Origin of the sequence: Psychromonas sp. (assembly GCF_047632955.1) — a bacterium.
Classification (GTDB): domain Bacteria; phylum Pseudomonadota; class Gammaproteobacteria; order Enterobacterales; family Psychromonadaceae; genus Psychromonas.
The window spans coordinates 1-24,027 of record NZ_JBLIED010000026.1; the positions used below are offsets into that span (position 1 = coordinate 1).

General features: G+C 42.8%; 19 protein-coding genes. 14 read left to right on the top strand and 5 right to left on the bottom strand.

Annotated elements, in window-relative coordinates:
* Positions 1-902 (top strand): YeeE/YedE thiosulfate transporter family protein (locus ACJAZP_RS14050; RefSeq protein WP_415231368.1); only part of this gene is annotated, 902 nt, incomplete at its 5' end.
* Between the two features lie 305 nt (positions 903-1,207).
* On the top strand, positions 1,208-1,627 hold the full coding sequence (locus ACJAZP_RS14055; protein WP_415231369.1) for a methyltransferase family protein: 420 nt from the start codon (positions 1,208-1,210) through the stop codon (positions 1,625-1,627).
* A gap of 152 nt (positions 1,628-1,779) precedes the next feature.
* On the opposite strand, the gene ACJAZP_RS14060 is transcribed toward ACJAZP_RS14055, so the two are convergent.
* Complete coding sequence (locus ACJAZP_RS14060; protein WP_415231370.1) at positions 1,780-2,154, bottom strand: hypothetical protein; 375 nt, start codon at positions 2,152-2,154, stop codon at positions 1,780-1,782.
* A gap of 372 nt (positions 2,155-2,526) precedes the next feature.
* Here ACJAZP_RS14060 and ACJAZP_RS14065 point away from each other — a divergent pair, with 372 nt between their 5' ends.
* The 3 genes from ACJAZP_RS14065 (at position 2,527) to ACJAZP_RS14075 (ending at position 8,454) form a co-directional block, all read left to right on the top strand.
* Positions 2,527-7,314: an NAD-glutamate dehydrogenase gene (locus tag ACJAZP_RS14065; RefSeq protein WP_415231371.1), complete on the top strand. Its 4,788-nt coding sequence runs from the start codon at positions 2,527-2,529 to the stop codon at positions 7,312-7,314.
* Between the two features lie 103 nt (positions 7,315-7,417).
* Positions 7,418-7,870 (top strand): phosphohistidine phosphatase SixA, encoded by a 453-nt coding sequence (gene sixA, locus ACJAZP_RS14070; protein WP_415231372.1) that lies wholly within the window; start codon positions 7,418-7,420, stop codon positions 7,868-7,870.
* Positions 7,871-7,923: 53 nt separating this feature from the next.
* A complete protein-coding gene (locus tag ACJAZP_RS14075; RefSeq protein WP_415231373.1) occupies positions 7,924-8,454 on the top strand; it encodes a DUF4231 domain-containing protein in 531 nt (176 codons plus the stop codon).
* 32 nt (positions 8,455-8,486) lie between these two features.
* Here the strand turns inward: ACJAZP_RS14075 and tcdA are convergent, their stop codons facing one another.
* Complete coding sequence (gene tcdA / locus ACJAZP_RS14080) at positions 8,487-9,266, bottom strand: tRNA cyclic N6-threonylcarbamoyladenosine(37) synthase TcdA (RefSeq protein ID WP_415231374.1); 780 nt, start codon at positions 9,264-9,266, stop codon at positions 8,487-8,489.
* A gap of 195 nt (positions 9,267-9,461) precedes the next feature.
* On the opposite strand from tcdA, the gene ACJAZP_RS14085 reads away from it, so the two are divergent.
* The 5 genes from ACJAZP_RS14085 (at position 9,462) to ACJAZP_RS14105 (ending at position 17,183) form a co-directional block, all read left to right on the top strand.
* Entirely contained in the window at positions 9,462-9,956 is a 495-nt protein-coding gene (locus ACJAZP_RS14085) for a hypothetical protein (RefSeq protein WP_415231375.1), read from the top strand.
* A 131-nt stretch (positions 9,957-10,087) separates the two neighbouring features.
* Positions 10,088-11,263: an aromatic amino acid transaminase gene (locus ACJAZP_RS14090; RefSeq protein WP_415231376.1), complete on the top strand. Its 1,176-nt coding sequence runs from the start codon at positions 10,088-10,090 to the stop codon at positions 11,261-11,263.
* A 222-nt stretch (positions 11,264-11,485) separates the two neighbouring features.
* Positions 11,486-12,835 (top strand): TolC family protein, encoded by a 1,350-nt coding sequence (locus ACJAZP_RS14095; protein ID WP_415231377.1) that lies wholly within the window; start codon positions 11,486-11,488, stop codon positions 12,833-12,835.
* Complete coding sequence (locus ACJAZP_RS14100) at positions 12,832-14,028, top strand: efflux RND transporter periplasmic adaptor subunit (protein WP_415231378.1); 1,197 nt, start codon at positions 12,832-12,834, stop codon at positions 14,026-14,028. Before ACJAZP_RS14095 ends, ACJAZP_RS14100 begins: the two co-directional genes overlap by 4 nt.
* Positions 14,028-17,183, top strand: coding sequence for an efflux RND transporter permease subunit (locus tag ACJAZP_RS14105; RefSeq protein ID WP_415231379.1), 3,156 nt, complete (start codon positions 14,028-14,030; stop codon positions 17,181-17,183). The genes ACJAZP_RS14100 and ACJAZP_RS14105 overlap by 1 nt, the downstream gene beginning before the upstream one ends.
* 502 nt (positions 17,184-17,685) lie before the next feature.
* Here the strand turns inward: ACJAZP_RS14105 and ilvC are convergent.
* Positions 17,686-19,167, bottom strand: a complete 1,482-nt coding sequence (gene ilvC, locus ACJAZP_RS14110) for a ketol-acid reductoisomerase (RefSeq protein ID WP_415231380.1) — start codon at positions 19,165-19,167, stop codon at positions 17,686-17,688.
* Between the two features lie 248 nt (positions 19,168-19,415).
* On the opposite strand from ilvC, the gene sseA reads away from it, so the two are divergent.
* The 4 genes from sseA (at position 19,416) to ACJAZP_RS14130 (ending at position 22,068) form a co-directional block, all read left to right on the top strand.
* Positions 19,416-20,279: a 3-mercaptopyruvate sulfurtransferase gene (sseA, locus tag ACJAZP_RS14115; protein ID WP_415231381.1), complete on the top strand. Its 864-nt coding sequence runs from the start codon at positions 19,416-19,418 to the stop codon at positions 20,277-20,279.
* The gene (ilvY, locus tag ACJAZP_RS14120; RefSeq protein ID WP_415231382.1) at positions 20,280-21,161 is read left to right on the top strand and encodes an HTH-type transcriptional activator IlvY; all 882 of its coding nucleotides are present in this window, start codon (positions 20,280-20,282) and stop codon (positions 21,159-21,161) included. It begins immediately after the preceding gene.
* 236 nt (positions 21,162-21,397) lie between these two features.
* Positions 21,398-21,691 (top strand): YkgJ family cysteine cluster protein, encoded by a 294-nt coding sequence (locus tag ACJAZP_RS14125; protein WP_415231383.1) that lies wholly within the window; start codon positions 21,398-21,400, stop codon positions 21,689-21,691.
* Between the two features lie 92 nt (positions 21,692-21,783).
* Positions 21,784-22,068, top strand: a complete 285-nt coding sequence (locus tag ACJAZP_RS14130) for an HlyU family transcriptional regulator (protein WP_415231384.1) — start codon at positions 21,784-21,786, stop codon at positions 22,066-22,068.
* Positions 22,069-22,204: 136 nt separating this feature from the next.
* On the opposite strand, the gene ACJAZP_RS14135 is transcribed toward ACJAZP_RS14130, so the two are convergent.
* Together ACJAZP_RS14135 and ACJAZP_RS14140 are read right to left on the bottom strand one after the other, a co-directional pair.
* Positions 22,205-23,575, bottom strand: a complete 1,371-nt coding sequence (locus ACJAZP_RS14135; RefSeq protein ID WP_415231385.1) for a DUF3373 family protein — start codon at positions 23,573-23,575, stop codon at positions 22,205-22,207.
* Between the two features lie 101 nt (positions 23,576-23,676).
* Complete coding sequence (locus ACJAZP_RS14140; RefSeq protein WP_415231386.1) at positions 23,677-24,003, bottom strand: hypothetical protein; 327 nt, start codon at positions 24,001-24,003, stop codon at positions 23,677-23,679.
* Between the last annotated feature and the right edge of the window lie 24 nt (positions 24,004-24,027).

The window sequence follows — 24,027 nt, forward strand, 5'->3', positions numbered from 1 at the left end:
GCTGCTGTGCGACGGGCGTGATGGTTGAAATGGTGAGCGATGTTCCGCGTGCTTTGACGACCTTATTCTTTTTTGGTGCCGGGGTGTTTTTTGGTTTTCCATTGCAGGCGACACAAACATGGATCACCACCACATCATTCTCTTCCAGTAGTTTTGCCGGGAAAGGGGTATATCTGCCGGATCTGTTTATCTGGGGGCCTTTGAACGGCTATTTTATTTCAATTCTAGTGAGCATCGCTTTTGCTTTGATCGTGGTTTTTTTCGCTAAAAAATATCAAAATTACCGTCATGAAAAAGGCTCATTCTTAGGTGTTGACGGTGAAACTGCACGTCAAGAAATGCACCAAAAACAACCTCAGCAACACTTTACTTTATTCAGTGTTGAAACCTACCATAGATGGATTGGTAATCTCTGGGAAATGAAAACGGCGGCGCTGGTGATATCTTTGATCTTCGGTATTATGATGGTCTCAACGGGTGCTGGGTGGGGGGCATCAACACCCTTCGGTATTTGGTTTGGTAAAGTGTTAATGGTGTTTGGCATGAGCGCAAATGATATTGCTGACTTTACTTCTCGACCCGCCGCTTTGTTTACCACTCCATTTTTTGAGCATAGTATTTCAGTGCAGAATTTTGCTCTTATAGTGGGGACATTAATTGCGGTGCTGCTGATGGGTAAATTTTCATTTTCATTTAAAATCAATCACTCAGCCAAACAATTTGCTCTTTTTGCTGTAGGGGGGTTACTGATGGGTTTCGGTACTCGTTTTGCTAACGGCTGTAATGTCGGCGCCTTATTCACACCCATTGCCAATCTTTCATTATCCGGTTGGATTTACTTGGTATTTTTACTTGCAGGGGGTGTTTTAGGTAATAAAGTTCATCATTCCCTGATCAAATAATATAGAGGGCTGTACAGCGCGGATTTCCAATTTAAAACGAGAGGATATCTGTACATTATCAACGCAGAGGTTCCAGTAATACGGAGCCTTCTAAACCGCTTGTAATATTATTTGAGCCGGCTAATAGTGACCTGACGCATCATATCCTCGACTTTTTTGTGATGTTAACGTAATAGGTTTAGAATCTGAAGGGTGGTAAACGGCTAACGTTCTTACGCATAAAAAGACTTTGCAGAGATTATTTTATTTGTCTCAACAATTAGCTACTTGGTTATTTCTGATTTCTTCAAAATAGAGGGGATATTATGGGTTATGTGCTTGCGCAATTTTTACTGTTGGTGGTGATTGTTTGGCCGTTGGTAAGTTTAAAGATTTCAATTGCCGGTTTATTATTCATTTTACTTGCTGTCTTTATTGCTTTGTCTGCCTTAATGACTAACCGTCCCGGTAATTTTAATGTTCGACCGCATCCAAAAAAAACCGGGACATTGATTGTTCACGGTCCTTATAAATTTATTCGCCACCCTATGTACAGCTCTCTTTTCTTTGGCGGTTTAGGCATTATTTTCTGTCAGTTTAGTTATTGGAAATTAGGCGCATGGTTATTACTGATTGTTGTGCTGGCTTTAAAAGCGCGTTTTGAAGAAAAAGCTTTATGCGCGCATTACCCCGAGTACAGTGAATATCAAAAAAGTAATAAAGCTTTCATTCCATGGGTTTGGTAGCCTTGCGGCTTTCTAGCCTCGAAGCTCTTGTGTCGGGCGAGGGGGAGAGTTAATAAAGGATCTTGTTTATCAATGCTTTGGTATGAAAAGAGAAGATTCGTAAGTAGCACAGAACGGCACATAAAGGTTGCTCTGTGCTATATGTATTAAAATTAAAGACCCGATAAAGACCTCCACGTTTCGCTGCCGATAAAATTATCCCCCTGGTACAAAGCAATTAAATCTCCTTGCCGATGCCTTTTGGCTTTCAACACTACGCCATGCCACACGTCAGTTTCAACCCGGTCGCCGACCATGATTTGCTGATTATATAATTCTGAAATATCATCCCGCTCTTCCAGTGCCTCAGATTCTGTCGCAAAAAAGCAGGGCAGATTCAGGCCACCATGCTCAAAGGTACAGATACTGAATCTATTACCTGCAGGAGTCGCGTGGACAAAGAACTCACCTTTGCCAACTGCAATTTCCATGTCAGCCGCGCCTTTGTTCGCATCTAAAAGATGATTGAACATAACTTGAGTTTCCATGTTGTCATTCCTTTTATATTGATTATTGATGCATATTTAATATAAAAAAGACAAATTCATACAATTTGATAATGCATGAAACGGGGCTTGCATTTCAATTTAAACATTAGTTTGTTACAGAAATATTAAATTATCGAGTATATATCCCATAGATACATATTGTGAATTTACGGAAGATATCCCCTTCTTCAGAAACATCAAAAGAACTAAAAAGGTAATCATTCTTGCTGCCTTAATTGATATGTTGCAAATTTGTAAAAAAATTCAGTAACTCTCTATCACCTCTCATTTTTTTGATGTTTTTGCATAGCCTTTTAGTTTGCACCAACCTATAGTTACGATGTTTATAAGTACTTAATAGAGGTGGTGTACATGAAATCAATACTCAACCAAAAAAACGATATTTTAGGTCAGATTTTTTCTCAATTAAAAAGCTATTTTTCTGAACCAGAACAAAAAACCGTAGAGCAGTTTATTCAAACTATTTTTCGTGACGTTGCAATCACCGATTTAACTCCCGTCTCATTAACTGATTTGTCCGGTCTGACGGTTTCATTATGGCGACAAACGGTTAAGTGGAAAGGCAACGAAGCAAAAGTACGTGTCTTTAATCCCGACGTTGAGCAAGATGAATGGAAATCTACCCACACAGTATTGACCGTATTATGCCGTAATACTCCCTTTGTGATTGATACGCTAAAATTGGTTATCAATGAGCAAAATATTAAATTGCATCGTGTTTATTATGGAGAAATGTCCAGCCGACGGGATAAAAGCGGAAAATTAATCTCTTTCGATGACGAAAATTTAAATGAGTTGTTACTGTATTTTGAAATTGATCAAACCAGTTCAAAAAAAGAACGTGATCAAATAACCACTAAAATTCAAATTGCATTAGAAAATGTGGCTCTGGTGGGTAATGATTTTGACGCATTAAAAAACACCCTGAAAGAGACGATAGAAACCAGCAAAGCGGATAATTTAAAAGCCCATGTTGAGAACTTAAAAGAACAGCAAACCTATTTATTATGGATGTTAAAGGATCATTTTACTTTTCTTGGTTGTGATCAATTCAGTGTTAAAAACGGGACGCTTAAAGTCATTGAAGGGAGTCAGTTAGGTTTATTGAAACGCCCTGATTTTATGACTAAAGCCCAGGATTTTGAATCGTTTTCATTGCTCAATGAGATGACCTTTATCCATTTCAGCAAAGCCTCTCAACGTGCCATGGTTCACCGCAGAGCTTTTCCTGATGTTGTTTATATCAAACGTTTTAATGCAGCAGGAGAGCTGATTTCCGGTTTTCGTTTTGTCGGTTTATATACCTCTTCCGTATACAGTGGCACACCCACCGAGATCCCCGTAATACGTGATAAATTAGCGAATATGTTAAAACAATCGGCTTTTAGTCAAGGGGGACACTATTATAAAGAGCTGTCACAAATATTGTATACCTACCCGATTGAAGATTTGCTGTTATGTGATGAAACTGGATTATTACAAAATGCCACCGAAGTACTGCATGCTCAGGAGCGTAAAGAGCTGAAATTGTTCTTACGTATGGATGGTAATAATCAATTTGTGGTGGCCATCTTATATGTCCCCCGTGATGTTTATAATACTAAGGTAAGACTTGATTTTGAAGAGTTGATCTGCCGTACTCTGGAGGTCACCGACCGCGATTTCCAAACCTACTTAAGCGAATCAAATTTAGCGCGGTTACGTTTGGTATTACGCTTAAAAGCCCCCCTTGAAAACCCCTTAGAAGTGCAGGCCATACAAGATCGCATGAAACAGTTAACCAAGCTATGGAGCGATGGCTTACAAGAATCTTTAATTGAAAATTTTGGTGAGGAACGTGGTATAAAACTGATTAGAAAATACCAGTCTTCATTCTCAACAAGTTATAAAGATAGTTTTAGTGCCCGCGTCGCAGTGTCCGATATTGAGCGCATCGAGTCCGTCTATGCAGATAAAGAACGGTCTATGGCATTACGTTTTTATCGTTCTCTGGATCCTAATGGCAGCCAGTTGAAATTAAAACTTTTCCACCAGGATGGTGCTTTATTATTATCGGATCTTATCCCTATTCTAGAAAATCTGGGGCTTAAAGTCGCAGAAGAGTACCCCTACAAAGTGACCCCGAATAGAGAAAAATCGTTCTGGGTATATGATTTTACCTTAATTTATTCACGCGTTACTGATTTTAATCCGAATGCTTACCACGATGTTTTTGTCGATACTTTTTTATCTGTTTGGTACGGAAGAGCCGAAAATGACTCTTTTAATAAACTGATTTTGCGGACCGGATTGACCTGGCGTGAGATTGCCATGCTGCGTGCTTATGCCAAATATTTAAAACAGATACGTTTTGGTTTTAGTCAATCTGCAATAGCAAAAACAATGTTAGACCATAGCAAGCTAGTGATAGAGTTGGTGCAACTGTTTAAGTTACGCTTTGACCCGAGCAACGCAATTGATTTAGAAAAACAGCAAAAATTAGAAGAAAAAATTCTAACCTCATTAAATGACGTGACTAATCTCAATGAAGACCGTGTATTAAGGCAGTATGTTGAACTTATCATGGCCACTATTCGTACCAACTATTTCCAGAAAAGTAAGGGGGAAAATCAACCCTATATCAGTTTTAAATTTGATCATGCTAAATTATCTGAGATTCCGTTACCGCGTTTGAATGTTGAAATTTTTGTCTATTCACCGCGTGTAGAGGGAGTGCATTTACGCGGAGGTAAAGTCGCCCGTGGTGGTTTACGTTGGTCTGATCGTCGTGAAGATTACCGCACTGAAGTCTTAGGATTAGTGAAAGCACAGCAAGTTAAAAATGCGGTGATTGTGCCGGTCGGTGCTAAAGGTGGTTTTGTCGCTAAAAAACTCAATCCTGCGATGGATAGAGATAGCTTTATGAAGGAGGGTATTAGCAGTTACAAGTTATTTGTCAGCGCGCTGCTTGATCTTAGCGATAATCTAGATCAAGGCCGGGTAATACCGCCAGTTGATGTGGTTCGCTATGATGAAGATGATCCTTATCTTGTTGTCGCCGCAGATAAAGGCACCGCCACTTTTTCTGATTTTGCCAATGAACTCGCGGTGGCAAGAAATTTCTGGCTAAATGATGCGTTCGCATCGGGTGGTAGCCATGGTTACGACCATAAGGTAATGGGTATTACTGCGCGTGGTGCATGGATTAGTGTACAGCGTCACTTTCGTGAGCTTGGGGTTAATGTACAAAAGGATCCTATCAGTGTAATAGGCATAGGTGATATGGCGGGTGATGTCTTTGGCAATGGTATGTTAAGTTCACAATCTATTCGCTTAGTGGCAGCCTTCAACCATTTGCATATATTTATTGATCCGGAGCCTGCGGATCTGGCCGCCTGCTTTACGGAGCGCAAACGCTTATTTGATACGCCGAAAACGGGTTGGAATGATTACAATAAAGCCTTAATCTCTGCCGGAGGCGGGATTTTTGAACGCCGCGCCAAGTCAATAACCGTGTCGCCTGAAATGGCCAAACGTTTTGATATTCAACAACATAAAATAACACCTAATGAATTGATCTCGCTGTTATTAAAAGCCCAGGTTGACTTGATTTGGAATGGGGGTATCGGCACCTACATAAAAGCCAGCAGTCAAAGTCATGCCGATGTCGGTGATAAAGCCAATGATGTATTGCGTGTTGATGCTAAACAGCTGCGTTGCCGTGTGCTTGGTGAAGGGGGCAATTTAGGCGTAACCCAATCTGCACGTATTGAATATGCATTAAATGGCGGTTTATGTTTCACCGATGCCATTGATAATGCCGGAGGCGTTAACTGTTCAGATTTAGAAGTTAATATTAAGATCCTGCTCGATAAACTGGTCTCCGAGGGAGATTTAACGGTTAAGCAACGTAATAATTGGTTGGTCACCATGACCGATCAGGTTGCCCAACTGGTGCTTAAAAATAATTATCGCCAAGCCCAGAGTATCAGCCTTTCTTATGTTGAAGCTTATAAACGTATTGAAGAGTACCGTCGTCTTATTTGTAATTTAGAAGAAAAAGGCAAACTTAACCGTGCACTTGAATTTATTCCTACGGATGATCTGCTTAACGAACGTAAAAATAGCCATCTTGGTTTAACTCGCCCCTGTATTGCGGTGATGCTCGCCTATGCAAAAAATGAACTGAAAGAAGCGCTGGTCACTGAGCATGTTGCAGCTGATCTTTGTTTGATTAAAGAGGCCGAAAAAATATTTCCTCGATCCTTGGTGGATAAATATAAAAATGAAGTTCATCAGCACCCGCTGATCAATGAAATTGTTGCCACGCAAATCAGTAATGATATTTTCAACTGTATGGGCACCACCTTTGTACATCGTTTAATGTCCAGCGCGGGCTGCTCATTTTTAGATGTCTGTAAAGCGTGGGTGGCGGCAAGAGAAATTTTCACTATGACCGCGCTGCTGGAAGAGATTGAAGCATTAGATAATCAAGTTACTGTCGAAGTGCAAAATGGTTTGATGCTGCAATTAAAACGTATGCTGCAGCGTGGCACACGTTGGATTCTTCGCACTCACCGTACGGATCTTGATATCAGCTCACTGATTAAACAATATCAGGAGCCGCTGAGTACGCTAACGGAACAATTTGATAATATCTTAACCGGCTCATCTCTTGTTCACCGACAAAAATCAATCGCAGAATTAAGCGCCAATAATGTACCGGAAAAATTGTCACATTCTCTGGCAAGTGTGGCTAAAATTTATGCGATGTTGGGTGTTATTTCAGTTGCCGCAAAGGTTCAAATTGAACCTCAGCTTGCCGTGCAGGTTTATTTCCACTGTGGTGATCATTTGAAATTATTTGATGTGGCGAAGCAGCTTAGCCTTTTACCAGCAGATAATAATTGGCAATCACTGGCTAAAGAAGCGATGCGTGATGATCTGGAATGGCAGCATATGCGGATCACCAAAAGTATCTTAGAAATGGTCAAAGAAAGTACCGATATTGGCGATGCCTATGTTGACTGGCACACCTCAAATCATATGCTTTTTGATCGCTGGCAGCGTATGGCAGATGCATTATTGGCGGTTAGCAGCCCCGAATTTAGTATGTGTCAGGTTGCTTTACGTGAGTTGCTGGATCTATCACAGACTTAGTGCTAACTTTTGTATCTGTCGGCAAATTGGCCGATGGGTACAAATAACCACCGCGCCTGAAGATGGACTCATTGCTAAGTTGATTATAAATAGGGGTGATAAAATGAAAACGCTTTATTTCGTCCAACACGGTAGCGCACACCCGCAAGATGTTGACCCAACAAGATCTTTGTCAGAGATTGGCATTGATCAAGTGTGCCGGGTTGCTGCTTATTTAAAAGATCATCATGTTGTGATTAATAAAATTTACCACAGCGGTAAATTTCGTGCGCAGCAAACTGCCAGGCTATTTTCTGAAACTCTGGCTGTTAATAATATCGCTGAAATTAATACTCTCAATCCAAATGACAATCCCGCTCTGCTCATAAACCAACTCACGGAAGATGCGGTTATGTATGTCGGACACTTACCTAATATTGCCAATGTGGTCACCGAGCTTATCGGCGGTGAGCAAAATAAACCTGCGCTTAAATTTCAAAATGCCGCGGTTGCCTGTATTGAAATCGAGGGCGACTCTGCGAGTGTAAAGTGGTTTATCACATCCGGTATGTGCTAGTCGGTAGCAATAGCTTCTGATTCTCGCGTACAATTTTAGGCGGAATTAAGCTTATGATTGAACCTGCATTACTCAAGGTTATATTGCCTGCGCACACTACAATTTTGTCTGCCGTGGATCAAAGTGCAGCGCTTAAAAGTCAACTACAGAGTGCCTTTATTCTGATCATCAAAAGATATCAAGAAAAAGCGGATAAGAGCCGTTACAGAGCGCTTTCTCTGCAGGGGGTTTTAATTGTATTGTCTGTGGCGTCCACTATCTTTGTTGGTTTGAAGTTTTACTATTTGGAGCTGCTTTGGGCAAACGTGATAGTGGTTCTCTGCGCTATTATCACCGGCTTGTGGACCTTTGAAACCTATAAAGATTATCAAAGGGTGTGGTTAAGATATTTAGCATTACAAGACAGGGTTAAAAGGCTCAGGGATGAGTATCAATCGGTATTAGAAGGAGCAAATTTTGTTTCGAAGCGCACTTTTGCTGCCGAGCCCCAGTTGATAACAGAGCAGGTGCATATTAAATATTGGAATAAACTGCAGTTGTTGCTTAACAGCATTAACCCGGCAGGGCTCGAAGCTGATAGCTGATAGCTGACTGCTGACAGCTACAAGCTTTTTTATCACACTTTCTGGGCTATTTTTTTGAGCATATATGCGCTGCCCACAAAGCCGAAACTGGCGGTGACCATGGTTGATGCGCCAAATCCGCTTGCACAATCCATCTTCATATTGCCATCTGCTTCGGATTTCTGCTGACACACTTCACCCTGCTGATTAGGGTAACTTAACTGCTCGGTGGAAAACACACAATCCACTCTAAACTTGCGCTTCGGGTTTTTAGTGAAGTTAAAAAATCGGCGTAATTCCGAACGCACTTTAGCAGCCAGAGGATCCTGAACGGTACGTGCTAAATCAGCCACTTGAATTTGCGTTGGATCTAACTGACCGCCCGCACCTCCGCAGGTAAGTAGCGGGTATTTATTACGTTTACAGTGTGCAATTAAGGCCACTTTGGCTTTGATACTGTCGATCGCATCAAACACATAATCAAATTCGTCTGATAAATATTCAAAGCAATTTTCCTTATCAATAAAATCATCGATTAAATTCATTTTAATGTCCGGATTTATCAAACGGCAACGCTTTGCCATGGCTTCGATTTTCATCTCACCTATGGTGTCTGCTAATGCATGTACCTGACGATTGGTATTAGTGACGCAGATATCATCCATATCAATCAACGTAATTTGGCCAATACCGGAGCGTGCCAGCGCCTCCGCAACCCATGAGCCCACACCACCAATTCCGATCACGCAAATATGGCTTTGTTGAAATTTATTAAGTGCTTGGGTGCCGTATAAGCGTTGTATACCGCCAAAGCGATTTTGATAATTAGACATGTAAAACTCCACAATATAGCGGCCACATTGTACCTGATGTAAATAATAATACGAGAGACTGTCGTTTCGTTAATCATTTAAAGATAGGTAATGCGCTTTTCGCTTTTATTTGTCTTACGGAAAAATGCGTATGGATATCTTTAACACTTTTTAGCCTGTGCAATTTTATTGTTTGCCGCTGCCGGCGCGACAACAGTGCCGACTGCTTATATGGGGACTATATTAGCGGGCACTCCGGCCTTTTTTGTGGCGTTCTTAGCTTGGTTTTTTGACGGTCAGTTAATCTCAAAAAAACGTGGTTTCGCACTGTTTGTCATGTTGGTGGGGGTACTGGTGATGGTCGTCGGTCAATCGACTATGCTATCAAAAGAAATAGTGCAGGGGGTTTTATTTTTGATCGAAGGAGGCTTAGTATGGGCAGGTTATACCATGGGGCTCAGGCACGCAGGTTTAGATTCGATAAGCATCGCTATTATTTTGTCGTTCTGCTCTTTTGTGATTATTATTGTGCTGATCATGAGCGACTCAGTAACCACTAATTTTGGCACTTTTTCTTTTCAACAGGCGCTTCCATTTATCCTGATTCAAGGAGTAGGCGTCGGCGTGGTAGCGACCATCGGATACTCCTATGCGGTTAATCAGCTTAGTTCGATACAAGCTTCAACGATTGCGCACTGTCACCAGGATTAACTGCTTTATTAGCCGTTCCTGTCTTTAATGAGTTATTATCGATGCCTACTCTGTTTGGAATTGCTCTTATAACCTTTGGCATTATTCTCTCAAATCGTTGTTAACAATATCTTCTATAAGGAAATGAAAACATGCTTAAAAATTTACCGCAACTTGAAGCGGATCCTCTCTGGGGGCTGCTAAATAAATTTCATGCCGACCAGCGGGAAAACAAAATTGATTTGCTGGTTGGTGTATATCGGGATGAATCAGGTAAGACGCCGGTTATGCAGGTAGTACAGGATGCAGAACAACGCCTGGTCGATAAAGCCGAATCCAAAGCCTATAAACAGCTCTCCGGCAACACTAAATTTAATGCTCAAATTGCGCAATTTCTACTGGGTGATAGTAAAAAAATCGATACTCAGTGTACGATTCAAACGGTCGGCGGCTCAGGGGCTCTGCGGGTATTGGCGGATTTTATCACTTATCTTTCCCCCAATGCGGTTATCTGGAATACCGATCCGGGTTACATTAATCACCGCCCGATTATGGAAGCGGCCGGATTAAAAGTTGAAAAATTTCGTTGGCAGCAAAAACACGGAGAACTTGATCTCGATGCCTGCTTTACTGATCTTTCAAAGGCTAAGGCCGGTGATATTATTCTTCTTCATGGCTGTTGTCATAACCCCACCGGAATCGATCCGACATTGAAACAATGGCAAGCATTAGCTGACTATTGTAAACGCAGCGCTGTTATCCCTTTTATCGACATGGCATATCAGGGATTTGGTGATAATCCGGAAGATGATGCTGCCGGGCTGAGATTATTTATAAATCAGCTCGATTTGGTGTTGGTTGCTGCAAGTTGTTCAAAAAATATGGGTCTTTATTGTGAACGTACCGGGGCGGCGATGGTCGTTACTGACAATACGCAGCAGCTGGAGAATATCCGTACCGTATTAGAGCGTATTACCAGAGCCAACTATTCAATGCCTCCTGAGCACGGTGCTGCCATTGCATCGCTTTTATTTGATGACAAAAAAGCCTGGTTTGATGAATTATCTACGTGCCGGAATCGTATCGTTAATGTTCGCCAGTCATTAGGCGCTGTTTTTAGAGAGCTCAATGCGCCGCTTTCTGTGCAGATAATATCTCAACAGAAAGGCATGTTCTCTCTGCTTCCATTAACAGCGGAGCAAATGGTTATTTTGCGCGAAGAGTTTGCTATCTATGGGACTGCAAATGGCAGAATCAACGTCGCAGGGTTGCAGACATCGCAAATAAGAACCCTTGCCGAGGCCTTGATTTCTATTATTAAATCTTAATCTAAGCGCTTATTAATCAGGCAGTTGCCCCTGTGTAAGGTGACTGTCCGTTTACACTTGCAGTAAATCCTAACTTAACGGCTGTCTGGTCATAGCAAATAAGCTTTTATTTTTCGTTGTATAGCATTTTATGGACCTATATTTAGCTAATTTAAGCCATTCTTAACCCTGCCTTAACCTCCTCTCTTTTATTCTCCCTGGATATAAACTAGGAGGAAGAAGATGGTTCCATATCGACGTAACTTGCTTGCTTTAGCCATATTCGGCTTAATAGGATGCAGTTCATCATCGGATAAAAATTTTCAAGCGCTTGCAAAAAAATCCCTTGAACAGCAGATTAGCTGGAAGAGTGAACAGGTTGAGGCGGTTGAAGTTGTCGAGCTTACTGATCTGATGAATATTCCGGCGTTAAATCTGCTTATTGAACAATCAATGGCAACTAATCCTAGTTTGCAGCAGACAGTAATGGCCTTGAAGATTGCTTATGCCGATAGCATAGCCACTAACAGTGACAGCATTCCTGAGTTAACAGCCAATTTAAGCGGTGACAAAGAGGAAAGTTCGAATGCTTCCTATGATGCGGACTTAACCGTGAGTTGGGAGCTGGATCTGTGGAATGCCATTGGTAACAGTACAAGCGCCGCGAATAAAGATATCGCCAGCAATATTGCAAGCCTGCAAAGTACCAAAGACACCTTAGCCGCTAATATTATGCGCGCCTGGCTGCAAATCAGTCTGGATAAGCAGCTCCTTGATATTGAAGTTAAGCGTTTGGCCGTTCTGGAAAATAATGAAAGCCTGATTCTGGAAAAATATCGTTCCGGACTGGGGGAGTTAGAAGATCTCGATACGGCTAAGGCGGACAGTGCGTCGACACGTTCAACACTGGCGGAATATACTGAGACGCTGGCGCAAAATAAGCGCAGTTTGACTCTATTGCTCGGGCAGCTCGGCAGTGAACAAAGCTTTTCTGTTAGCGATCAATTCCCGCAAGTATTAACGCCGCTTGTGTCATTACCCAACCAAGACTTATCTCGCCGACCGGATCTGCAAAGTGCATTTTTTAATTTAGAAGCTGAAGGGTTCAGAACCAAAGCGGCCTATAAGGCGTTGCTTCCTTCCATTAGTTTAGAAGTCGCGCTAACCAGCTCGAGCAGTGCCGATTTATTAACCAGTCCGCTGTGGAGTATTCTGGGGCAGTTATCCGCACCGCTTTTTGATGGCGGTTATCTACGATCCCAGGCCGAAATTGCACAATTGACCGCCGAAAATGCTTATTGGATTTATCAAGAGACCTTATTAACTGCGGTCAATGAAGTTGAAAATGCCCTGGGACAGGAAAAGTCTTTAGCCCTGCAGCAGCAACATTTAACGGATGCCCTTAGCAGCGCACTGCGCAGTTTTGTCAATTATCAGGCAAAATTTCGCGAAGGGTTAGTCGATATCGCGGATCTTATTTCCGTACAAACTACCAGCTTTGATGTTGAAGCCGAGCTTATTCAAGTTAAATATAACCGTTTGACAAACCGCATTGATTTAGGTCTTGCGTTAGGCCTTGGAGTATCACTATGAAATTTAAACCCTCGCTTGCCATCCTATTAACACTGGGGTCAGTTGCCTGTTTAGCAGGAGCCGTTACCTATAATGCAGTGCAGATGCAGGCCAATGCAGACATACCCAGCGAAAAAATAACAGCAGAGATGAAAGCTGCAATCCGCACTGCTCAAGCCCCCAGTGTGGTGGTACTGGAAGTTCAAGCTGATCAGTATCAAGCATTAGTGAAAGGCTATGGCGAAGCCGTACCACGTTACGATATTACCTATGTATCGGAAGTGAGCGGGCGGGTTGCTGCATTAATGTCGATTTTCGAGACGGGTAACATTGTAAAAAAAGGTGATATTCTGGCCAAACTTGAAAACACCTCATATCAGCAGGCGCTGGCGCAGGCTAAATCTGACCTGGCTCAGGCACAGCTGGACTTGCTTGAAGAGCAACGAACCGGTGCACAGGCGCGTTTAGAATGGCAGCGTTCCGGGTTGAGTGGTGAGCCTAACTCGTTACTGGTTTTACGTCAGCCACAACTGGCAGCCGAAAAAGCGGCCTTTGAAAATGCGCAATATAGCCTCAAAAAAGCGCAACAGGATCTTGATAAAACCGTTATCAAAGCGCCTTTTGATGCACTTATTGTTGAGCGAAGTATTCAGCCGGGCAGTTATCTGCAGGCCGGTAGCACCATTGCCGAGCTTTATAGTATTGACCGGGTCGAAATTAATATCCCGCTTTCAGCTCAGCAGTGGGCGAATTTGCCGCAACTGAGCAATAAAGAATTGTCCCAAAAAAATGCCCAAAAATGGCCGGTAATGCTGTACAGCACAGACAGTGATAAAAGTTGGCAGGGTTATGTCACGCGTATTGAGCTGAACGTCGATTTGACCTCCCGTCAACGCTCTCTGATTGTAGCTGTTGATCATCCCTTTGATTCGGACGTGGGATTATTTCCCGGCACTTTTGTGCAGGCGCATATTGAAGGGTCTTTACTTGATAATACCTGGGAACTACCGGCATCGGCTATCTCTCAGCAGGGTGACCTGTGGTTTATAAGTGAAGATAATCAGTTAAATAAAGTAGCGGCAAACAAGGTGTTTGAAAAAGACGGTTTGGTTTATGTCACGCCAATTGCCGCGCTGGACTCCGCTAAAATAATTAAAAGGCCGTTAAGCAATTATATTGTCGGTATGCTCGTTAAACCTAAGGTGGAAGGCTAATGACTCATTCAAAAGCAGATTTCAATGAAGGTATTATCGGCTGGTTTGCGCGCAACTCTGTGACCGCCAATCTGCTCTTAGTTACCATTATAGTGTTAGGGGTGATGTCGCTTAATGAGCTTCGTAAAGAAGGTTTCCCCAGTCTCGCTCCCGACAGAGTGACCATCTCGGTCAGTTATGACAGTGGTGATCCTGATCAGGCTGAAGAGGGGATAGCCATAAAAATAGAGGAAGCATTGGAAAGTGTTGCCGGTATCGACGCTATCACCTCGACCTCGAACGCCAGTGGCAGTACGGTGGTGGTCGAAAAAAACAGTGACTACCCATTAGAGACACTTTTCAGTGATATTAAAACTAAAGTCGATGCCATCAATGATTTTCCCTCTGAAGCGGACAATCCGGTCATTGAACAGGCTACGAGAGCAGATCATGCGATTTGGGTACAGCTTTATGGCGATGCCGATAGAGCCACTTTTCAAAATCTGGCAGAAAAGCTGAAATCAGACTTGCTCACTAAACCCGCTATTCGCGATCTTTCGATCACAGCAAAAGCGGATCCCATGATTTCCGTCGAACTTAATGAAGCTAAGCTGCAGGCCTATGGACTGACCTTATCCGATGTCTCCGATGCGATTAATGCAGAATCTGCCAGTTCCATAACGTCCAGTTTGCGCAACGGTGAAAAAGCGGTGCGTCTGAAAGTCTCGCAACAGGCTTATCAGCAGCAGGCGTTTGCGCATATCCGTCTGCTGACCTTAGCCGATGGCACCAATATCTATCTGGGTGATATTGCCAACGTACAAGACACCTTTGCCGAGGATACCTTTAATTTTTCGCGTTTTAATCAGCAAAGCGGCATGGGCATTGAGATTGTAATGGACGAATACGGCGATATTACCAAAATCGTCGAGCAGGCGAATGAAGTTGTTGATAACTGGAATGCCAGCAATTATCTGCCCGAAAACGTCAAGCTCACGACCTGGTATGACTCCAGTACCCTGATTAAAGACAGGCTTAGCCTGTTAATGAAAAATGCATTGTCAGGGATCGCGCTGGTTTTTATTATTTTGGCAATTTTTTTGAATTTAAGGGTCGCTTTTTGGGTTGCGGCCGGTTTGCCCTTTGTGTTTTTCGGCACCCTTTATTTTATGACCGACAGCTATGCCGGTTTAACCATTAATGAGATGACCACCTTTGGTTTTATTATGGCGCTGGGGATAGTGGTCGATGATGCCGTCGTCGTCGGCGAGAGTATTTATTCAACCCGCAAGGAAGAGGGCGACACCATCAGCAGTACCGTGCGCGGCACATTAAAAGTGGCGGTACCGACTATTTTTGGTGTATTGACCACCGTGGTTGCTTTTCTTGCCATTTCCAATGTGGAAGGGCGGATGGGGGAGATCTATTCGCAATTCGGTACCGTTGTGATGATCTGTCTGCTGCTTTCGGTTATTGAGTCAAAGCTTATTCTGCCTTCTCACCTTGCCCATCTTAATACCCACCGAGAGTCTGGGAAAGGTATCTGGTCGCACATTCAGCACGGTGCTGATTCTGGCTTGCAATGGTTTAGCCGCAAGATTTATGCAAAAGTGATCGGGATAGCGATGGAATACCGTTATGCCGTGTTGATTTTGTTTTTATCTGTCTTTGTGTTCGTGGTTGGACTGCCGCTGACCGGTAAGGTTAGAGTCTCGTTTTTCCCGGACATTGCCGGGGACACGGTACGCGGTGAAATCTCTATGTACGATGATGCCAGTTTCGGGCAGACCAAAAGCAGCTTGCTGTGGCTTGAAAGTACCGCGCTTGAGGCGGATGCCAATCTGATGGCTAAGTACGGGAAACAAGAGAGTGAAATTTTAAACCTGCAGGTTACGGCGGAAGGTGACGATAGCGGCAATATCATGATTGAACTTGATAGCGACGGTGTGTACAAATCAACTGAACTTATCAAAGAGTGGAAGCGCTTAGCAGGTAATCCTGAAGGCGTTAAAAAGTTAAGTATCGAATCCAAGAAATCCATGGGTGATACCTTTAAAGTGGAGATAAAAGCCTGGGATAGCGAAACTGTCTTCGCGGCGGGTAAGGCGATGAAAGCTAAGCTGCAGAGCATCGATGGAGTGAGTGGCATTGATGATAACATGAGTCCGGGAGAGCCACAGTATCGCTTTGAATTGACCGAGCAGGGGCGCTCAATGGGCATTGATACCGCGAGCTTGGCGACACAAATCCTGCGCGCATTTGGTGGTTCCACGGTGCAGAGCTTTCAAAGAGACAGCAATGAAGTTGATGTTAATGTACGCTATCCGCAGGTACAACGGCAAACACTTGCTGATATTATGGATGCGCAGATCAGAGCCTCAGATGGCACTGTGTTGCCCTTAAGCAGTGTGGCTAAAGTGTATAGCGAGTATCAGACGTCAGAAATCACCCGTATTGATAATTTAAGAGCGGTTTATCTGACCGCCAGTGTTGATAAAGAGGTGATCGCCTCGAATGAGTTAGTGGCGCAGATCCAAGCGCAGCTTGTCCCTGAACTAATGGCAAAGTATTCAAACCTGCAGATTGATTTCGCCGGGGAAGCCGAGCATCAGGCTGAGACGACCAGCTCCATGAGCAATATGTTTTTAATAGCGCTTATTGCTATCTATGTATTGCTGGCAATCCCGTTAAAATCTTATACCCAGCCGCTGCTTATTATGATGGCTATCCCCTTTGGTATCGTGGGGGCTATTTTAGGGCATGTGTTTAATGATCTGACCATCAGTATTCTTTCTTTAAACGGTGTGTTGGCGCTGAGCGGAGTGGTAGTTAATGACAGTCTGTTATTGGTGTCCCGTTATAACGAGCTGAGAAAAGAACAAAACATGGCGGTGAAAGACGCTATATATACAGCCTGTACCAGCCGACTAAGAGCGGTACTGTTAACCTCCTTTACCACTTTTGCAGGCCTTGCTCCACTGCTCAGTGAAACATCCGTGCAGGCGCAATTTTTGATTCCGGCAGCGGCTGCTCTGGGTTATGGCATTTTGTTTGCCACCTTGATAACCCTGGTGCTTATTCCATCACTGTTACTCATTCACCATGAGATACACATGCTTGGTGCTAAGGTAATGAATAAGTTCAATCCACAAAAAGAGGCGATAACCCTGAGTTAAATTTCCGTTTGAAGCGCAAGGTTATAGGGCGGGTGTTGGTATGAATTTGATATGGTGTTATCGGTAGGGTGCATTCTATGCACCGCGGACAGCGAAAATCGGTGCATAGAATGCACCCTACGAGCTATGCGTTTGTTGTCATGGTTGGTGCTAGTTGGCGTTCAAATAAGACAGCCATTAAAATCATGATCAATTTTAAATAGTAAATCAGATCATTTTATTAATGCGTTTGGTATGACTATCTTTAGGGAGAGGATGTTTACTGTGATCATGGCGCTAATGGCATTATTGGCTTATACCAAATCCATTAAATTCATGCCCATTTATGCTTGTTAAAACACATGCAAGCTAGACATAAAACTACGTTTTAGTCTCTGTTATTAATCTTATAATTAGAATAACTAATTAGTGGAATTGGTGTTAAATAAAATTGATTAAATTGCAGGTATAAAAAAGCCAGAATTAAATTCTGGCTTTTTTTTTTTTAAGCAAAGTGAGTTTATTAAGAAACTGTCACGATAGTTTTCATTTCTGTCATGTAACCGCGTAGTTTTTTACCAACGATTTCTACAGGATGAGAACGAATTGCTTCGTTAACTTCGATCAGGCGCGCATTATCAACCGAGTTAGTTTTCACTGTTAAAGCTTTACCTAACATTTCAGGGTTTAATGCTTTAACAAAATCAGCAAGCAGCGGCTTAGCGGCATGGTCAAACAGGTAACAACCGTATTCTGCCGTATCTGAGATAACAACGTTCATTTCGTAAAGTTTTTTACGTGCGATAGTATTAGCGATCAGCGGTGTTTCATGCAGTGATTCGTAATAAGCAGAGTCGGCAATGATACCGGAAGCTGTCATCGCTTCAAAGGCCAGTTCAACACCCGCTTTAATCATAGCAACCAGGAAAATACCGTGGTCGTAGAATTCTTGCTCATCAATTTTCATATCGCCTGCAGGCTGTTTTTCAAAACCGGTTTCTGCTGTTGCTGCACGCCATTGTAAAAGATTTTTATCATCATTTGCCCAGTCTTCCATCATAGTGCGGGAAAATTCACCTTCAATGATGTCGTCCATATGCTTGTTAAATAACGGACGTAAAATTTCTTTCAGCTCTACAGACATATCAAATGCTTTGATTTTTGCAGGATTTGATAAACGATCCATCATATTAGTGATGCCGCCGTATTTCATACCTTCTGTTACCGTTTCCCAGCCGTATTGAATCAGTTTTGATGCATACGCAGGCTCAAGACCGTCGGCAACCATTTTTTCATAACCAAGAATTGCACCAGTTTGTAACATACCGCAAAGGATAGTTTGCTCACCCATCAGGTCAGATTTAACTTCTGCAACAAATGATGACATAAGCACACCGGCGCGATCGCCACCCGTTGCACTTGCGTATGCTTTAGCCCATGCTAAACCGTGACCTTGAGGGTCGTTTGCCGGATGAACCGCGATCAGTGTTGGTACACCAAAACCACGTTTGTATTCTTCACGTACTTCAGAACCTGGACATTTAGGCGCACACATAATAACGGTTAAATCTTCACGGACCTGCATACCTTCTTCAACGATGTTAAAACCGTGCGAGTAAGACAGTGTTGCGCCTTTTTTCATTAACGGCATGACCGCACCAACAACCGCTGTATGCTGTTTGTCTGGTGTCAGGTTACATAAAAGGTCCGCTTCAGGAATAAGTTCTTCATAGGTGCCAACGGTAAAGCCGTTTTCAGTGGCATTTTTCCATGATTGACGTTTTTCAGCAATGGCTTGTGCACGCAGCGTGTAAGATACGTCAAGACCAGAATCGCGCATGTTTAAACCTTGGTTTAAACCCTGTGCACCACAACCAATAATGACTACTTTTTTACCTTTTAAAGCTTCACAACCGTCAGTGAATTCACTACGATCCATAAAACGACATTGACCCAGTTGATTTAGCTTCTCACGTAGAGAAAGAGTATTAAAATAGTTAGCCATTGCTTGACACTCCAAATATAGTTGATAGGGATTAAAGCATAAAAATAATTGCTTTTAATTTTCAACAACCACTATAGCCTATAACTTATATTGCACAAAATGATATATTTACAATACTGTGTTGCAGATAATGAAACATAGCATTAGAGTAACAAGAGTGGATTGATGTTCGACAAATCCATTTTCAAAAAGACGTTATTATTGTTCTCATTTTGAACTCGCCACTATCTCTCACACAAGGAATTATTATGCCATCGTTAAAAATACCTGGCCCGCTGGTTTCAATAAACTGGTTAGAAAAACACCTTAGTCATCCTGATCTGGTTATTCTAGACGGTAGCTGGCATATGCCCAGCGTCAAACGTGATGGCAAATTAGAATACCAGAAGCAGCGCATACCCGGTGCGCTGTTTTTTGATTTTGACCGTGAGATTTGTCTGCAGAGCAGCAGCCTGCCGCATATGATGCCCAGCGAATCGGACTTTCAAGGATCGGTACAAAACCTTGGGATCAACCAAAACAGCGCCATTGTTGTTTACGATACCGTGGGGATATTCTCCAGCCCGCGCGTCTGGTGGATGTTTAAAGCCATGGGATTTGAAAATATCGCAGTATTGGACAGTGGTTTTCCTGCCTGGTTAGAAAAATCCTTACCCATTGAAAGTGGAAATATCAGCCGGCCTGCTGTGCAGGGCGATTTTATCGCCAACTATCAAAAGGCGCGGATCTGTACGACCGAGGATGTATTGCACGCATCGGGCAGTGCTCAGGAGAATGTTATTGATGCCCGCCCAGCGGCACGCTTTTCGGGACAACAGGCCGATCCAAGAGCCGGTATACGCGTAGGACATATGCCTAATGCGAAAAATTTACCTTCAAGCAGCGTCCTTGAAAATAATAAGATGAAGGATGCTTATCAACTGGCGCTGATTTTTGAGGCCATTTCAGGAAAAGAACAACGGGTCATTTTCAGTTGTGGTTCGGGAGTAACGGCTTGTATTTTAGCACTGGCTGCGAGCCTCGCAGGTTATGAAAATATTGGGGTATATGATGGCTCATGGGCTGAATGGGGAAGTCGAGACGATCTTCCTATTATAGAAGACAGTCAATAAGTGGATATTAAATCTCTGCAACTTTTTATGCATCTGACCGGTAGCCTGCATTTTTCTAAAACGGCACAGGCGATGCACGTTAGCCCGTCGACCCTGAGCCGTAATATTCAACGTATTGAAGAGGAGTTAAGTACGGCTCTGTTTATTCGCGACAATCGCTCGGTGGTGTTAACCGAAGCAGGAAGTCTGTTTAAACATTATGCAATGCAGCAGATTGAACAGTGGCTGCTGTTAAAACGCACTATTAATCAGAGTAAGAGTGAACTGGAAGGGCAGATCAACTTATATTGTTCAGTGACTGCGGTGTATAGCCATTTCCCGCCCATTTTAGAACGTTTTCGACGCTTACATCCTAAGGTTGAAATAAAGCTCAGCACCGGGGACAGTGAACGGGCGATTGATCAGGTTTTAGGTGCACAGGTGGATTTTGCAATCACCGCGCATCCGGATAATTTATCGTCACGTTTGCACTTTATAAAACTGGCCGAAATACCGCTCTCGATTATTGCGCCAACTACTCCCTGTGCGGTCACGCAGCAGGTGAATCAAAGCAAAATTGACTGGCAAAATATTACCTTTATTTTGCCAGAGCACGGTGCTATTCGACGTCGTTTTGATAATTGGTATCGACTCTTAAAAATCGGTAAACCGCAAATTTATGCCACGGTGGCCGGGCATGAAGCTTTGGTCAGTATGGTTGCATTGGGCTGTGGTGTGGGTATTGCGCCCGATGTGGTGGTTGAAAATAGCCCGGTGCGGGATCGGGTCAAAAATATATTTACCCCGGTCCGTCTGCAGTCTTTTGATTTAGGAATTTGCTGTTATAAAACTCGAGTAAATGAAGCCTTAATCAGTGCTTTCATCGGTTGTGTCGAAGGTTAATACCAAAAGAACTAAAAAGGTGATCAGTCTAGCTTGTTAAAATCAACTCTAACTGTGTTGTGAATTTGGAAGTGAGAACAACTATCTTCTGCAACTCACGCCTTGTTAGTGTTAATTTTTCCCGTGCAATACTTGCTCACTTCATTAATTCCTTTGCTATGAGCAAAGTATTTGCATGTCGATATACGAGTTGCTTTCGGTTACTCTGTTAGTCATTGAAATAAGGGTATCCGTTTATGAGCAAGATCGAAGTTACAAACATCGCGCCGGCCGAAATAAGCTGTAGTAATTGTCAGGCTTGCTGTTGCCGGCTGGAAGTGATGATCATTTCAGATACCGGCGTGCCTGAAGAGTATATTGCACGAGACGAGTGGGGCAGTGAAACCATGCATCGTTTAGAAGATGGTTGGTGCGCCGCGTTAGATCGTAATACTCTAATGTGCAGTATTTACGAGCTGCGCCCGTGGATTTGCCGGGCATTCGACATGGGATCCTATGAATGCATTACCGAGCGTGAAGATAATATGTAAAATAGCTTCCAGCGTTAATTGAAAGAAGTGTTGATCAGGGCAATGTCAGAAGCTTCTGATTTTATTAAAACAGATAAAAATGAGAATATAAAATGGGATTTTTTAAAAAAATAGCGCAATCATTTAGCAGCAAACCGGCTCCCGCTGCGGTTTTTCCAACGCTTGAATACAAAGGTTTTAAGATTACGCCGCAACCAATGAAAGATAACGGTCAGTTTCGTGTTGCCGCCACGATCGAAAAAGGGGCAGGTGAAGCGCTTAAACAGCATCAGTTTATCCGCTCTGATTGTCAGGCAAGCAGTGAAAAAACCGCCGAATTAACCCTGATAAAATGTAAAATATTTATCGATCAGATTGGTGATAAGATGTTTGACTAAGTTTGCATCAAAAGCTAAAAAGCACTTTTATTGTTTGGTGTTAGTGCAACAACCAAAAAGGCATAAACAAGGTTTTCACTAAAAGTTGCTTATGCCTTAATATTACAGTGTTGCAGATGATCTTTAATGGCTGATATTAATAGTTATAACGGATCATCGCGCGCAGATCCTGAGCACTCTCTACATAATAACCGCCATAACCAGACGCAATGTCAGCCATTGCCGTTGGTGTGCCGCTTGCACTGCCAAAGAAGCCGTTACTGCCGGTGTAATCGTAGTTAATGTAGGTATAACGCAGCTGGAAGTACAGTGATTCACCTATGATGGGAATATTATAATAGGCTTCATAGGCATCACCGCGTGCCGCTATTTTTGAGCCTATTAAGGTATCTTCACCGTAAGTGAATGAACGCCAGTATTTCGAGCCGTGGTTGTATTCCAAACCAAAGCGATCTCCCTCAAAAAAAGCCGGGAAGGTTGCGCCTACCCAATATGAGTAGCCGATTTCTTTATCCGTTGAACCGAGCATCGCCATGCCATCCTTAGGCAGGGTCTGAGATGCAGAAGCGGATGCAAACAACACCGTATCATCCAGGAAATCATTAATAAATTCCCCGACGCCGTTTACCTGCATCGACAGGGTCATATTCTGAAGGTTACCAAAGTCCTGGAATCCTGCGGCCGTATTATCTTTATCATAACCGATCATATTATTAGCAAAATAATACTGCGCTTTAATATCATATTGACCGTTATTATAGGGTGTGACAATAAAACCAATCATATCAATATTATCAATTCCACCGTCGCTATCCGCATAGTCCGTGCCTGTACTGGAAAATCTTGGAAAAGTGGCGGAGCTAAGACCGCGGCCTGCGCAGATCTTCGCATCCATGCCGCTCACGCCGGTAATCTGATCCAGTTTCGCGCTAATGCTTAAACCATCAAATTCCACGTTGATAGAATGCCCAAGCGGGGATTTTGGCTGATCGTAACCTTCACGGTTGTTGGCGATAAAACCATTAGTAGAAGGGCGGCGGCCGAGACTTGCTGTCCAGGGGATTTGCTCGTTACCGAAAAACTGATCACCCAGATATAACATATACACTTCTTTTACATTAAGGCCGTTATCACTTAGGTTTTCATTAGTAACCCAGTCAAAATCACCCATCCCAGTTTCACCTAAGCTTTCACCATAGGCTTTGTTATAGGAGAGTAAACCGTGAAAAACCAGGTTATCAAAGGGCTGGTAACCCATGCCGATCTCCAGACGGTTAGACAGTAATCCGTCGTTTTTAGCCGTTGTCCCATCGGCCATCTTATATTCAATGCTGTCCATGGTAACGCGGTAATCCGCACTAAATTTTAAATTGTTGCCCCCCGCCTTTTTCTGTAATTCCCTGACTTGTTCTTTTAAGCTTGCAATATCCTCAGCCTGATCGGCAAAAAGGGGCGCGGAAAAAGCGACCAGTAAGGACGCTGCAATAACGGTTAATTTATTATTCATAGTATTTATTCCTTATTATATTAAAAATATGTCAGGCAACTATGCTGTTGCTATAATCAATTCATTTTTAAAAGTTTCAACTAAATAACAAATTTCCTGTTTTAATTACAGGTCGCGAGCTCACCACTGTCGGCTGCATATTTAGTTGCAAAATCCTGTACATCCGGGGCTATTTTCTGAAAAATATCACTGTTTAAAAATTCAGCTGACTGCGGGTATTTTTTTGTGTATTCCTTAATAAATCGTTTAGAATCTTTTTTAAAGAGGTGCTTCCACTCAACTTTAAGGTGCTGGCTGGCAAATTCCTGGCCATTTATCTCAAAATGAGGGCGCATGTATTTCAGGTAATATTTCTGTCCTTTCGCGGCGTCGGCAGACACATTAAAGGTCAGTATTAAACCCAGTGTGAGCATAATTAGTTTTTTCATATCGATTTCCTTGGTGTGTTTAAA